The sequence below is a fragment of the Veillonellaceae bacterium genome, from assembly GCA_025992895.1.
Classification (GTDB): Bacteria; Bacillota; Negativicutes; order Veillonellales; family Dialisteraceae; genus Dialister.
On the sequence record DAJPGA010000001.1, the window covers coordinates 355,001 to 369,168 of the forward strand.

The window sequence follows — 14,168 nt, forward strand, 5'->3', positions numbered from 1 at the left end:
AGGCACAGACGCATAGGCGATGGACAACAGGTTGAAATTCCTGTACCGGATGGAGTCATTTGAGCAATGGAGTGACGCAGGAGGGCACATGATCGCGCGACTGGAAGAGCGCGTCCAAGTGCGTATGTTGAATCGGAGGCAAATCCCCGATTCTGAAAGCAGAGACATGATGGGGAGTTATAAGCGATTATGACGAACTCATGGATCCCACACTGCCAAGAAAAACTTCTAGCGAGACGAAATCCGCCCGTACCGTAAACCGACACAGGTAGGCGGGGAGAGAATCCTAAGGTGCGCGGGAAAACCCTCGTTAAGGAACTCGGCAAATTGCATCCGTAACTTCGGGAGAAGGATGGCCCTGAGTAGGCGAAGTGCAGAAACGCACGGAACAGAAAAGGGTGGCAGAAAAGAGGCCCAAGCAACTGTTTACCAAAAACACAGGTGCCTGCGAAAGCGAAAGCTGAAGTATAGGTGCTGACGCCTGCCCGGTGCTGGAAGGTTAAGGAGAGAGGTTAGCGCAAGCGAAGCTTTGAACTGAAGCCCCAGTGAACGGCGGCCGTAACTATAACGGTCCTAAGGTAGCGAAATTCCTTGTCGGGTAAGTTCCGACCCGCATGAAAGGCGTAATGATTTGGGCGCTGTCTCAACGAGGGGCCCGGTGAAATTGAAATACCTGTGAAGATGCAGGTTACCCGCGACTGGACAGAAAGACCCCATGGAGCTTTACTGCAGCTTGAGATTGAATCCCGGTGGCAGACGCACAGGATAGGTGGGAGGCTTTGATGTAGTGACTTTGGTTGCTGCGGAGCCAATGTTGGGATACCACCCTTCTGTTGCTGGGATTCTAACGCGAAGATTAACAACCTTGCGGACCATCTCAGGCAGGCGGTTTGACTGGGGCGGTCGCCTCCGAAAGAGTAACGGAGGCGCCCAAAGGTTCCCTCAGGCCGGACAGAAACCGGCCGAAGAGTGCAAAGGCAGAAGGGAGCTTGACTGCGAGACAGACAAGTCGAGCAGAGACGAAAGTCGGGCTTAGTGATCCGGTGGTACTGCGTGGAAAGGCCATCGCTCAACGGATAAAAGCTACCCTGGGGATAACAGGCTAATCTCTCCCAAGAGTTCATATCGACGGGGAGGTTTGGCACCTCGATGTCGGCTCATCACATCCTGGAGCTGGAGTAGGTTCCAAGGGTTGGGCTGTTCGCCCATTAAAGTGGTACGCGAGCTGGGTTCAAAACGTCGTGAGACAGTTTGGTTCATATCCATCGCGGGCGCAAGAAGTTTGAGGGAGGCTGCTCCTAGTACGAGAGGACCGGAGTGGACGGATCAACGGTGTACCAGTTGTCACGCCAGTGGCACGGCTGGAAAGCCGCATCCGGAAAGGATAAACGCTGAAAGCATCTAAGCGTGAAGCCCGTCCCAAGATGAGACTTCTCATCAGCAATGAGTAAGACCCCTTAAAGACGATGAGGTTGATAGGCTGTGAGTGGAAGAGCCGCGAGGCTTGGAGCGACGCAGTACTAATAGGTCGAGGTCTTAACTTAAATTTCACAAAGCACGACCGGCTTGAAAAGAGCCTTCGGAACTTCTTCTGTATAGTTTTGAGAGAACAGACTCTCAGATTCAGTGGCGATAGCTGTGAGGATACACCCGTACCCATGCCGAACACGGTAGTTAAGCTCACAAACGCCGAAAGTACTTGGCTGGAAGCGGCCTGGGAGGATAGGAAGCTGCTGATTAAGCGAAAAAGCGTCAATCTACGGATTGGCGCTTTTTCATTTATAAAGGTTGCAAACAAATAAGCACTGAGATCTTATTTTTATTCCTTGTGAAACCTTGCTCCGGTAGGAGAAGGTGGTGCGGATTTGTTAATACAGACAAATAAATATCATAAAAAATCTAATCGTACTTTAATCTTAATCATGCAGCCATTGGAGCTGCGTTGAATACTTCCATTGGAGCTAAAAGATGTAATTTGCGCTGAATGCGTTTGTTGTTGTAGAAGTAGATGTAGCCGTTGATCATGCTTACCACTGCTTTACGGCTGGTGAATTTACGTGTGTAGTAACGTTCGCGCTTCAGCATTCCCCAGAACCCTTCCATCAGACCGTTGTCTGCACAGCAGCCTACACGGGACATGCTGTGAACCAGTCCTGCTTTTTCAACAATCTTATGGAATCCGTTGCTTGTATACTGGAATCCGCGGTCGGTATGAATCATTGGATGTTCTCCAGGATTCTCTTTAAGTGCCTTTTCCATTGTCTCAAAAGCCAGTGCAGTATTGTTCCTGTCGCCGATGACATAAGAGACAATCCGGCGATCATGGCCGTCAATAATCGCGCTTAAATATAACTTGTGCAAAACTCCATCAGCAGTTGTGTACTTGAATTCAGTGACATCCGTCATCCATCTTGCATTGGACACGCCGGCATCAAAGTCACGGTTCAGCAGGTTTTCAAAAATGTACTTTGGATCCTTTGCGTTACGAGTGCAACCATCGGTCTTGTACTTGATCACGGACTTAATATTAAGTATCCGCATGATACGAAGAACCAGACTGTCGCTTACATTTATATTGATGTTGTCATCCTTCTTGATCCAATCGTTAATCCGGCGGTATCCCATATCCGGATATTCCTGATGGGTTTTCATGACCTCCTGTGCGACCTTTTCTCTCAGCAGTTCACGGCCGCTCTTAATATGATTCAGCCATCCGTAATAAGCTGCCCGGGAGACCTTTGAGAGTCGGCAGAGACTTTCTATGGAGATGTTGGTTTCTTCATGGACTTCTTTTATGGCTTTAAAATCTCTGAGAAGGTGAGTAAGGCTGAATCCTTCGAGGAACGCAACCTTTCCTCTATCTCCATCTTTTTTTTTTAGCAGGGCAATCTCTGCTATAAGATCCTTCTGTTCTTCAAGAAGTCTGGCATTCTCCTGACGCAGCTGTTCTTCTTCGGTCCGGGGCGTTTGGAGCCTGATCGGCTTTCCTCTGTAATCCTCAAGACCAACTTCGCCCATTTCCTTGAACTTTTTTACCCATGTGTAGAGCGTTTGGTAGGACATGTTGTACTTCTTGGCTATCTTGTTATAATCGCATCCACTGGCGATGCACTCCTGAACGATTCTGACTCGCTCTTCCTTGACCGATTGCTGGCGTTTGCCCATAAGATCTCCTCCTTCAGAAACGAGGTCTGTCAACTTATGCTCATTATACGCCTCAATCCATGTTTTAAGGGAGAGTGTGCCGGAAATTCTGTATTTGGCACAGACGGAAAGCATGGAAACACCGCCTTTAAGATATTCCTTTACGGCCTGGATCTTCATCTGATTGGAGTAGTAAGACAAATGCTGCCTGGGCCGCAATCCCTTAAAGCCCTCCTCTTTATACCGGAGGACCCATTTCCTGAATGTTATGCGGCTCATATGAAGATTTTCAGCTGCCTGGGTAATCGTAACACCCTGATAGAGATATGAAGCAATCTGGTCTAACATTTCCTCCGGGGACGCTTTGGTTTTACATGGCATAAGAATGACCTCCTAATATATTTATGATATTATTCTGTCTTTCTTGTTGAATCATACCAAGGTGGCTCGTATACCGGTTGACAATAATGGTAATTGCGCAAAAGTCTAATAAGTTAGTGTACGAGACGGATGAGATGTAGTTCCACGGCGTAGCCGTTTGTGAAGGTGTTTATAAGAAAGGTTCCTCTAGCTCTTGCTTGTAATATATTCTTGGCTGGAATGGCTGGGAGGAACAAGCAGAGCTGATTAAGCGGAAATAGCACTTACTTAATTGTAAGTGCTATTTTTATTTGTGCAGATACCTGCTACGTCACCAAACTTGCCTTCCCAGACGGGGAAGGGGGACCCCTTTGCGGTGGATAGGGTTGATTACCACGAGCGCAGCGAGGTTGTAATGGTTTTTCATCGAACGAAGTTCGGTTTAAGGGTGTTGACCTTGCGCCGAAGGAGAAGGTGGGCGGCGTTAGCCGGGGATACAGTAGTTTTCGCAGCATTGCTGCGGTTGTATGGCTTTAATCATGTTGATTCGCCGCTCTCGTGTCATCGCTAAAGTGCCAAGGTACGCTTCTATATCAATATGCTCTTTTAAAAGAACACCGCACAACCTCGCTGCGCTCGAAGAACCTTTTATAAAACCCAATGAATAATCAACCCTATCCGTCCGGCATAAATATTTGAGGCCGGACACCTTCCCCGTCTGGGAAGGCGAGTTAATACCGCAAAACCTCGCGTTGCTCGATGGAACTGCTGTATCCGTCAGGCAACAGAAATTTGGAGCCTGACACCTTCTCCTGGCGGCGCAAGGTCAACACCATTTCCTTGCTTCGCAAACGGAAAACATGCCAACCGAAAGGCTTCCCCACGGGGGAGCTGGCGTCGGAGGCGACTGAAACAGCAGTTATCAGCCTGCAAGGCGGTTGTATGGTTTTCTTTGTTTGCACCCGCCACCTCTCCCATTTCATCGAAAATGGTGTCAATGTTTGCTATTGGCGTTGTTTTATTTTATAGTGTATACAGTTATGAAGGAAGATGATTATAGGGCGGTCTTGGCCCTGGTTTTTTAGCAGTAATCAATTCGGCAGGGGATGCAGTTTCTGCTTTTGTGTCCCATTCTTGTATTTGGAGGTACATTGTATGGCAGAGATTTATTCTTTCCACGTGGCTGTGAGAGACATGGAGGATAAGATTTGGCGGGATATCGATATTTCTGGCAAGTCTACTCTGGCCCAGCTGGCATACACGATTCTGGTGGTCTTTCAGACGAGACGTGAGCACCTGTTCTGCTTGTACTATAAGGGAAAACGGTATGAGCTTCGCTTCGATCCCGATGGACCTAAGGCAAGCCGGCCTAACCGGGTGTATCTGGAGAAAATGAAGCTTGCGCTCGGGGACGAGCTGACCATGATCTATGATTACGGCTGCAATTGGGAATTCCAGATTACCTTCAAGGGGACGCGGCCCATGGAGCTCGGGAAGGGAAATCATTATCCCAATGTGAGCGCTGGCGCTGGGGTTGGTATCGTAGAGGATATGTTCCCAGGCCAGTTACTGGAATTGATTGAAGAAGAAGACCGGACAGGTGAACCGCAAGTTCCAAGCCCATATAACGACAAATACCTGCGGTCCTATAAGCTGTTTGATTTGAAGTCTGTAAATTATGGATTGACCGTGGACGTACGGTGGGCAAAGGATGAATATGAGCACGCCACCAGCCGCCGCAGATAAGGTGCAGTGAACAGCAAGACCTTCAGATGGGGGAGCTGGGGGAGCAGTTTAATTAGGGATATAGATAAAAAGGAGCAGTGACGAAATGATTTTACATTTCGCCATAGCTCCTTTTTTAGTGGGTTGGGTGTCCTTGAGAGTCAGCGCGGTTGTATGGTTTTCCTCAAGCAACGCTATATAAGTTTAAAACAAATCAGAACCGATTTCTTTTGTTTCTCATCGCAGAGCTGCCCCCAACGGAGGGAAGTGCCCGAAGGGCGAAAGGGGTGTAGTTTCTAAAAAGGCGAAGCATCATCGCTCAGGGTGTTGACCTTCCCAGACGGGGAAGGAGGGCCACGAAGTGGCGGTTAGGGTTCATTTCCCAGCCTGCAGGGCGGCTGTGTGGTTTTATCATGTTTTCTCGTCGCTGCTGCAGCAACGCTAAAATGCCTCAAAAAACAGTATGATAGAAAACACCGCACAACCAAGGCTCTGCCTTGCAGAAATGCAACTCATCCCTTTACTTATTAACTTCACCTCATCCGCGCAGCTACAGATAAAAGATAAGCTGCGCACCTTCCCCAGAAGGGAAGGTTTCACAAGGAATAAAGAAAAGATTTTAAATCTGATTTGTTTTTAACCTTTCGTAATCCTATCCAAACCTTCCCTTCCAGGGCAAGGTCAAGTTCAAAACCGTACAACCTCACTCCGTTCGCAGAACCTTTTATAAAAACCGATGAATAATCAACCCTATCCGAGCGGCCTTTTTATATTAACTGCACCTTTGAAAACCACAAAACCAGCCTAATGGCTGAGGAAATGCAACTCATCCGTCGGCTCCGCCGCCACCTTCCCTTTCAGGGCAAGGTCAAAGGCAATTCTTCCCTCCGTTGGGGGCGGCTTCGCAAGGAATAAAGAAAAGATTTCAAGTCTTATTTGTTTTGAACCTTTTGAACCTCATCCCATACGCCTTCCCCGTCTGGGATGGCGAGTTTTACACCGCACAACCTCGCGTAGCTCGTGGTAATGAACCCCTTTCGTCGCCTCCGGCGCCACTTTCCCCTAACGGGGACAGCTCATCTTCGCGCCGCTACCGCTCCTATCATCATTCCCTCTTCTTATTCCTTCTCCCCGAATCCAAATAAATATCCTGTCATGGATAGGGATCCGGTGTTTCTTACGTTGTTGAAGATCTCGGGCTTTTCTCCCTGGGCGGCGCCTAGGGTGTAGAGGAGGGGGAGGAAGTGGTCGGCTGTCGGGGCGGCGTAGGCGGCGTCGGGGTTTTGTTCGTAGTGGATGATTTTTTCGTCGTCTCTCTTTTTGACAAGATCAGTGATGAAGGCGTCGAAGCGGTCGGCCTCGGGTGAGCCGTTGGGGTTGTCCCATTCGAGTCTTCTCAGGTTATGGACGATGTTGCCGCTGCCAAGGAGGAGGTAGCCTTTTTCACGGAGCGGCGCGAGGGCTTCTCCTATGTCGTAGGCGTTCTGCGGCCCTTCGATGCCGTCGATGGAGAGCTGGACGACGGGAATCGGGGCGCCTGGGAACATGTGGACAAGGACGGTCCATGTGCCGTGGTCGATGCCCCAGTCGTCGTTGATGGAGATGTCCGGCAGCAGGGCGAGGACGTCGCCCGTCAGTTCCTGGCAGCCTTTGGGATGGTATTGGACTTCGTAGAGTTCCTTCGGGAATCCGTACATGTCATAGACCTGGCGCGGTTCAGGATCACTCTGGACGTATGTCCCGCGTGTGAACCAGTGGGCAGAGAAGGAAAGGATGGCCTTCGGCTTCTCAAATTCGTGAACAACCCTCTCTCCAATTTTCTGGAATTCCTTTGTCAGCTCATTATCCTCGAGCGCGATCATCGGGCTTCCGTGTCCGGCAAAAATAACAGGAAGTTTCATCATGATCCTCCTTTCAATAAGACTGTATTGATTTTCTTACTTTCATTATAGGTTCGGATTGATAAAGACGCAAAGGAAATAGCACCCGCAGAAGGCCCGCCCATTTCTTTAATATAAATTAACAATAAGTTAGGACTTAGCTTATTATACAGGTGCAAATGATGAGTTGTTAGTATATAATGGATGAGTAAATTATAAGAGTTCATATAATAATAAATTAAAGAATGAAGGGAGGACTTCGGGGTTACAGGGGAATGAGAAACCTTTTATCACCAATAAATTAGGAGGAAAATTGATGAGAAAAGGGAAGATATTAACGGGAGTTGTACTGGCATCAATGATGGCAGGCGTTTATGGGAACGTGTATGCAGCAGATGGGAGCGATGAGTCTGTATACACATTAAATCCGGTCGTTGTCACGGCTACGCGTTATGAGAAGTCCGACGCGGAGATTCCTGCGACGACGCAGACTTTTACTGAAAAGCAGATCGAGCAGACGGGCGCAGATAATATGCAGGTCGCTCTGCAGTATTTGGACGGCGTCGTCGAAGCAGGCATGGGCCCGAATGGCGCCTCTGTTTCGTCCATGACAAGTAAGAACGTCATCCGCGGGGTTACGAACGGGACCGTCGTCATGATCAACGGCACCCCGATCAACTGGCGCTCTCTTTATAATCTGGAAAATATTCCGACCAGTGCCGTAGAGCGCGTCGAGGTCGTCCGCGGCGGTGGAGCTGTCCTGTACGGCAGCCAGGCGACCGGCGGCGTCATCAATATTATCACCAAGAAGACACTGCCGAATGAAGTGAAAGTCGGCCTTGGCAATAAGGGCCGTCAGGAATACGCCGTTACAGCGAATGCAGGCGACCTCTCCATCGCATACACGTACAATAAATGGGGAAATCTGGGATACATTTCCTCGTATGATACTTCGTTCAGGCCGAATAAAAAGACATCCGTCCCTGTCGACATGAAACAGGAATTCCGCGGCTCAGAAAAGAATGATTTCCTTGCCACGTACAAATTCAATGACCATGCGGATTTACTGTACAACCACAACAAATCCACCAACTACTGGGCCTACACCTACACAGGCATCACAAATCCAGCCTACAAAGCGCTGAACGACCAGCCGCGCTACACCAGACGCTATGAAAGCGACAAGGACTTCCTGCAGTTCAATTTCCATGACCTGGACGGCATCAGCGGCCACGTCTTCTACAACTATAACACGCTGAAAACCGGCGGCCTGGAATATTACACCTCAGCCGGCAAGAAACACGCCTCTCCGGTCACCGTTCACGGCCAGGAAAAGAACAAGACATACGGCTACGACGTACAGAAAGTATGGGATGGAAATCCGGACCAGACCTTCCTGCTCGGAACATCCCTCACCAGGGAAACCTTTGTCAATGAAACGAACGATACCGGACGCAACATCATCTCCGCCTTCGGTTCCTGGGAAAGAAATCTCACAGCCAAGGACGTCCTGACACTGAGCGGACGCGGCACATGGACCACCGGCGGCATCCAGAACTTCCACAACTTCAGCGGCCAGGCACAGTACCTGCACAAACTGGACAACTCGCAGAGCTTCTACGCCAGTGTAGGACAGTCCTTCGTCCTTCCGACCTTCAGCCAGATGTACTCCCGCGCAGGAGCAGGCAGCATCGTCAATATCGTCGGCAACCCGGACCTGAAACCGCAGAAAGGCCTTCATTATGAAGCAGGCTGGAAGAAAGAAGACACAAACCGCCAGTACAAAGTCGCCCTCTTCTCCGAAAGAATCAAGGACAACATCTCCTTCACCGGCAGCAATGGCCTCTGGTACGCTGTCAACGAAGACTTCAAAAACCACGGCCTCGAAGCCAGCGTCAGAGGACAGGAAGACAACGGCTTCACCTGGCACGCAGGCATCACGCTGCAGGATCCGAAGAGCAAGCAGTCTACACAGAAAAAATCCGCCAAGACATACTGGGATCGTTCCTATGGACGCATCCTCCTTACCGGCGGCGTAGGCTACGAAAAAGAGAAATGGTCCACCGCGCTGAACTTCTCCTACCTGGCAGACCGCGTCCAGTCACCAATCTCCGCCCATTCCTACAGCGTGAAACCATACCTCCTGACCAGCATGACCGTGAAATATTCCCCGAATAAAGTCAGCGACATCATGCTCTCCATCGACAACCTCCTGAACCGCAAGGACATCGTCTCTCATACATCCAGCGACTACTACGCAACCCCAAGAAACTTCCTCCTGTCGTACCGCTACAGATTCTAAAGGAAGCAGAGAAAATATTGAATACTAAAAGGACACCGGAGAAAAATCGGTGTCCTTTTGTATTGGGGCAAGAAAGCGGTTAATCATAGCAGAAAACCGTACAACCGGACTTCGTCCGCGGAAATCAACCCTATCCACCGCAAAGCGGTCCCCCTTCCCCGTCTGGGAAGGCAAGTGTTAGCGGCGCGCGGGGAAACAGCATTTCTTCAAGGCGTTAGCCTTGGTTTTGTGGTTTTCAATTTGTGCATTTTCTAAGAGGAGGTACAGTTCCGCGAGCGCAGCGAGGTTGTGCGGTTTTAATTCCCTGCCAAAAAGAGCCATGACGAATGATTTTTCATTTCGTCACGGCTCTTTTCTATTTCCTCTGGATTATTTCTCAGACTCGCTTTGTTTGAGCTGCCTGTAGTACTTGGTGCCTTTCTTGGAATCGTGCATGGCGTTGAGAAGGGTCTCGGCTCGTTTGTAGGAGACTCCGATCCAGTCGGCGTATTCTTTCAGAGGATTTCCTCGTTCCAGGCGGCGTTTCTTCATGTAGGCGCGGCGGTCTTCTCTTGTCATTCCTTTTACAATCAGAAGGTCCGTGGAGCGGCGGGTGGCTCTGAATTTCATGTAGTCCAGGGTGCGGGCTGCTTCGTCTTCTGTCATGACTCCTTCTCTGACCAGCTCTCGGAGGTAGTAGACGGCGGCCTTCGGATTGTGCGGCTCCATCGCCTGCATATCAGATGGCATGTCGGGTGGCGGGGCCATGCGCGCTTCGGAGACGGTCCATCCGCCGAAAAGCAGGGTGGTAGAAATGAGTAGTGCAGGAATGAGTTTCATAGAACCTCCTTAGAAACTGTAACGTACGGACAGGTTGTAAGTTCTTTCGCTTGCTGCTTCCGATGCGTAGAATTTCTTGTCAAACAGGTTGTAGATGGAGAACTGCAGGGTCGTATTCTTGTTGACGGAGTAGTTCGCTGCCAGGTTCGTGATGAAGAAGGCATCCTCGGACTTGTAGACATCCGTATCTACATCCGGCGCCTGACGGGCACTGATGTATTCCGCATCCGCCAGGATATCCCAGCGTTCCTGCGGCTTCCATTCTACGCCGAAGTGGAGAATGTGCTTCGGGACATCATAGTCATGCTCGCCGTCGATGGTCGCATTCTGCCATGCGTAGTTGATATACCCGGACGTGATCTTGTTGAAGTCCCTCTTAAATTCCACTTCCACACCGTCCGTGCGGCCCTCGCCCATATTTCTGTACTGGGAGAAACCCTTCTTGTAGAGAATGCCGTTGTAAAGCGTGGAAGCGGACGTGGTGTAATACTTGACGGCATCATCCGTGTCCGCTCTGTAGAGGGAAACGGAAACAGAAGTATGATCCCATGCCTTCCTGGCACCGATTTCATACGTATCCGTCGTTTCCGGCTTCAGAGCCGGATTGGCGATGATGGCCTTCTTATTGACCGTCGTCTGCCCGTTGATATCCGTTTCACTCATGCCGTTTTCCCTGTACACACGATAGAGGAGAGGCGGAGTGAAGGAGCGGCCGTAACTGGCGAAGAGCGTCGTGCCGTTCAGGTTGTATTCGACAGAAAGCTTCGGACTCCACTGCTCATAACTCTTCTCCGGATGATTCGTGTGGATGCCGGTTTCGAGGAAATCAGAATACCCGTCCTTCTTCGTATATTTATCATAACGTACCCCGGCATAAAGAGCCAGATCATCATTGACCTGCCACTTATCCTGCAGGTAGCCGGCATAGGAAATACCCTTGCCGCCGTGCTTTTCATACGCCGTCTTGCTGCTGTCCAGATCCCTCCAGTTTTTCAGATAATAACGCGTCTGGTCGAAGGAAATCCGGCGGTATCCGCCGCCAGCCAGGAGGGTATGGTCGCCCAGTTCCCAGGACTTGTGGATATCGAAATCATACGTCTTGCTCGGATAGAAAGAGTAAGTGCCCTCACCATTCCAGGAATTCAGTTCAGAAGCAGTGACCGCGCCGCTCGGGCCCGAAGTCGAGCTGTAGCCGTCCTTCTTGACATCCGTGATGCCCAAGTGAGCGTAAATGTGATTATCATCATCATTGTAAGAGAAAGAGTGGACATCCCATTCCCTCTGGCCTGTGTAACCGAGGAAATCTCCCGGATCCAGGTCCACATACTTCCCGCTCGGCAGCTTCACGGCGCCGTAGAATACCTCATTTCCATCCGCATCCCGGACATCTGAGAACGGATGATTATAGACGTACGTGTGATTCGTATGGAGGAAATCATAAGACAGAGACTTGTTATCACTGAAATGATACGTCGTCTTGAAATTGTAACTCTCCGTATCCAGCGCCTTCCGGCCGCGGCCGCCGACAATGTAGCGCCCTCTGGCGGATTCAGGAAGATCCGCCTCGATCGGAGTACCGTCATAACTCGTCTTCGATCTGGCCGTGGAATCGATATAGTAACCCCTCCAGCCATGCGTCTTTCTCTTTTCATAACCTACGCCGAAATCCCACTTATCCTTGGAGAACGTCGCAGAATACGCCTGCTTCCACGAAGCATTGCTTCCGTAAGAAACAAGAGCATTCCCATGAAGCCCCTTATCCGGATTCTTCGTCGTAATCTGAATGACACCACCGACAGCGCGGCCGCCGTACAGAGAAGAACCCGCACCGCGGACCACCTCGATCTTGGCGATATTGTCCGTCGGGATCATACTCCAGTAGACCTCGCCATCCCAGCCATTATTGACCGGCTGCCCGTCCACCATGACAAGCACCTTGTCCGAACTGAACCCACGCAGACTGATACCACCGTCCGCTACCGGATTCAGATACACACCGGACAACTGTCCGAAAGCCTGCGCTACCGAGCTGATATTCTTATCCTGGATTTCCTTCGCTGTGATGACACTGACACTCGCCGGCGTATCCTGAATCTTCTCCGGAATCTTCGTAGCCGTTACCACGACACCCGAAAACGAATAAGTACCATCCTCCTGCTCAGCAGCCGAAGCAGCGTCCACATTATTTATTCCCCAAAATAAACTGGACACAGCTAAAAGCGCTAAAACTTTTCCCTGTTTTTTCATAATTTCCCTTTCTTCCCTTAAAATTTTAAAACAAGTTCATCTAATTATAGTATTATGATTGCATTATTACAAATATATAAGCGAAATGCTCAAGAAGAATTAGAAAATGAAGCATACTATGCATAGGAAACCGTATAAAAAAGGACACCGGAGGGGAATTGGTGTCCTTTTTAATGTGGTGTAAATATATATCATTTCTTCACGTCTGGCAGGATTGCCGAGTAGACGTGTTCAAAATAAGTCGGGGCGTACCAGGTGCTGTCTATTGGCTCGATGTATTTGATCACTTTCCATGAATCTCCTTCAGCCAGTACGGCTAACTGGCGGAGGCGGATCCATTTGATGGATTCTTTCTTCGTGCTGTATTCAATGAAATCCACATAAATGAGCCGAGGATCGTCCTTGTCCTGCTGCTGATGGATCACGTGCACCGTGTCATCCCAGGGCTGGCCATCGTGGTAAAAGGATTTTGTCTTTACGGATAAATTATTATATGTTCCTTCATCCATGTACTGGCTGACGTCACCATAGACGGCGTCTTTGGAGGCGGCTCGGTTCAGTACCCTTTCGCAGTCGATGTAAGTGACGAAAGGCCGGTGATTAAGGATCCAGTACAAGCTGGCCGTCGACTTCACAGTTGCCGTTGGAAACAAAAAAGAGAAAATGACAAAAAGAAAAACGCAGCCGACCACGCCAGCCAGGACCTTCTTCATCACCCATTCCTCCTTTTCCAAGAATACTTGTATTTAGTTTACCATGATTTTGAAAAATCTAATTGTTGGAAGGAATGTGAAGCGGAAAGTCCGGGCGCAGGGTTGCCCCCTAAAAATATATCAAAATTATAAAAATAATTAATAACCAAAATTTTGTACGGGACAGAAGGTGACAAGAGAATTCATATAATTAGGGGTAAGGGGGCTCGAAATTCTGAAAGGCTAAGCGCAAGCCTGTAAGAGAATGAGCATTTTTGAAGGGTCAATTTCCAGAAAGGGTGTTTATCATGGAAAAAAGAAAAATTCTTGTGATTGCATTGGCAGCGCTGCTTACGACAAATGTGATGGCCGGATGCGGCAGTGATGGAAACAGTTCGCCTGCTTCTTCTCAGTCCACGTCGGCGAAACCGACAAAGAGCAAAGCACAAGTCCTGTATGAGAAGTTTCTGGCTCTTCCAATGGGAGCATCTTATGAGGATGTAAAGGGAGCGCTCGGCCAGGATGGCACATTGATCAGTGAAAGCAACATCGCAAATATAGTTACAAGGTCATATAAATGGGAAGAAGGCGGGAACTCCCTGATGGCTACGTTCCAGAACGGAGGAATGTCGACAAAAGCAATGTCCAGTCTGGGATTCCTGAAACCCAATGGAGAAGATGTTACTTTGGCTGAGTTCAATCAAATTCAGGCAGGTATGAATTATGATCAGGTCAAGGGAATATTTAACAACCGGGAGGGGTTCCTGGAAAGTGAAGTCCAGCTTATGGGCGAAGATTCGCAAATGGTTATGTGGATCAACAAGGGTGGATCCAATGTACAGATTAGCTTTGACAATGGAGCTGTCTCCAGCAAATCACAGTATGGATTAAAGTAAGAGCCCTTTTAGGAAAAATATTTCAAAATTTCACTTGGAGATGAGAAAATGAAAAAATAAGGCTCACCCTCGGGATTGTTACCTTTGTTTTCTGTGTCATTAT

9 protein-coding genes and 2 rRNA genes (1 of these 11 cut by a window edge) are annotated in these 14,168 nt (G+C 49.2%); 6 read left to right on the forward strand and 5 right to left on the reverse strand.

Translation table 11 applies throughout. The features are described 5' to 3' along the window. Both OIM03_01295 and rrf read left to right on the forward strand, forming a co-directional pair. Positions 1 to 1,544 (forward strand): 23S ribosomal RNA (locus tag OIM03_01295); it begins 1,382 nt to the left of the window's first position. A 78-nt stretch (positions 1,545 to 1,622) separates the two neighbouring features. Further along, positions 1,623 to 1,739: ribosomal RNA gene (rrf, locus tag OIM03_01300) — 5S ribosomal RNA — on the forward strand. Between the two features lie 181 nt (positions 1,740 to 1,920). Here rrf and OIM03_01305 read toward each other — a convergent pair. Continuing rightward, positions 1,921 to 3,492, reverse strand: a complete 1,572-nt coding sequence (locus OIM03_01305) for an IS3 family transposase (protein ID HJI72915.1) — start codon at positions 3,490 to 3,492, stop codon at positions 1,921 to 1,923. A gap of 771 nt (positions 3,493 to 4,263) precedes the next feature. On the opposite strand from OIM03_01305, the gene OIM03_01310 reads away from it, so the two are divergent. After that, positions 4,264 to 4,533 carry a hypothetical protein gene (locus OIM03_01310; GenBank protein HJI72916.1) on the forward strand — a complete coding sequence of 90 codons (270 nt, stop codon included), beginning with the start codon at positions 4,264 to 4,266 and terminating at the stop codon, positions 4,531 to 4,533. A gap of 126 nt (positions 4,534 to 4,659) precedes the next feature. Beyond that, on the forward strand, positions 4,660 to 5,250 hold the full coding sequence (locus OIM03_01315) for a plasmid pRiA4b ORF-3 family protein (GenBank protein ID HJI72917.1): 591 nt from the start codon (positions 4,660 to 4,662) through the stop codon (positions 5,248 to 5,250). Between the two features lie 1,097 nt (positions 5,251 to 6,347). Here the strand turns inward: OIM03_01315 and OIM03_01320 are convergent. Next, entirely contained in the window at positions 6,348 to 7,133 is a 786-nt protein-coding gene (locus OIM03_01320) for a dioxygenase (GenBank protein ID HJI72918.1), read from the reverse strand. 292 nt (positions 7,134 to 7,425) lie between these two features. On the opposite strand from OIM03_01320, the gene OIM03_01325 reads away from it, so the two are divergent. After that, a complete protein-coding gene (locus OIM03_01325; protein HJI72919.1) occupies positions 7,426 to 9,411 on the forward strand; it encodes a TonB-dependent receptor in 1,986 nt (661 codons plus the stop codon). A 369-nt stretch (positions 9,412 to 9,780) separates the two neighbouring features. Here the strand turns inward: OIM03_01325 and OIM03_01330 are convergent, their stop codons facing one another. From OIM03_01330 to OIM03_01340, 3 genes are all read right to left on the reverse strand, one after another. Then, on the reverse strand, positions 9,781 to 10,230 hold the full coding sequence (locus tag OIM03_01330) for a somatostatin (protein ID HJI72920.1): 450 nt from the start codon (positions 10,228 to 10,230) through the stop codon (positions 9,781 to 9,783). Positions 10,231 to 10,239: 9 nt separating this feature from the next. Beyond that, a complete protein-coding gene (locus tag OIM03_01335) occupies positions 10,240 to 12,477 on the reverse strand; it encodes a TonB-dependent receptor (protein ID HJI72921.1) in 2,238 nt (745 codons plus the stop codon). Between the two features lie 191 nt (positions 12,478 to 12,668). Next, a complete protein-coding gene (locus OIM03_01340) occupies positions 12,669 to 13,190 on the reverse strand; it encodes a hypothetical protein (GenBank protein HJI72922.1) in 522 nt (173 codons plus the stop codon). A 287-nt stretch (positions 13,191 to 13,477) separates the two neighbouring features. On the opposite strand from OIM03_01340, the gene OIM03_01345 reads away from it, so the two are divergent. Next, positions 13,478 to 14,065, forward strand: coding sequence for a DUF3862 domain-containing protein (locus tag OIM03_01345; protein HJI72923.1), 588 nt, complete (start codon positions 13,478 to 13,480; stop codon positions 14,063 to 14,065). Positions 14,066 to 14,168 lie beyond the last annotated feature (103 nt).

Coding starts and splice junctions, on each gene's coding strand:
- OIM03_01305 (HJI72915.1), bottom strand. CDS start 3,492: ATGTTAGACCAGATTGCTTCATATCTCTATCAGGGTGTTACGATTACC.
- OIM03_01310 (HJI72916.1), top strand. CDS start 4,264: ATGGAACTGCTGTATCCGTCAGGCAACAGAAATTTGGAGCCTGACACC.
- OIM03_01315 (HJI72917.1), top strand. CDS start 4,660: ATGGCAGAGATTTATTCTTTCCACGTGGCTGTGAGAGACATGGAGGAT.
- OIM03_01320 (HJI72918.1), bottom strand. CDS start 7,133: ATGATGAAACTTCCTGTTATTTTTGCCGGACACGGAAGCCCGATGATC.
- OIM03_01325 (HJI72919.1), top strand. CDS start 7,426: ATGAGAAAAGGGAAGATATTAACGGGAGTTGTACTGGCATCAATGATG.
- OIM03_01330 (HJI72920.1), bottom strand. CDS start 10,230: ATGAAACTCATTCCTGCACTACTCATTTCTACCACCCTGCTTTTCGGC.
- OIM03_01335 (HJI72921.1), bottom strand. CDS start 12,477: ATGAAAAAACAGGGAAAAGTTTTAGCGCTTTTAGCTGTGTCCAGTTTA.
- OIM03_01340 (HJI72922.1), bottom strand. CDS start 13,190: ATGAAGAAGGTCCTGGCTGGCGTGGTCGGCTGCGTTTTTCTTTTTGTC.
- OIM03_01345 (HJI72923.1), top strand. CDS start 13,478: ATGGAAAAAAGAAAAATTCTTGTGATTGCATTGGCAGCGCTGCTTACG.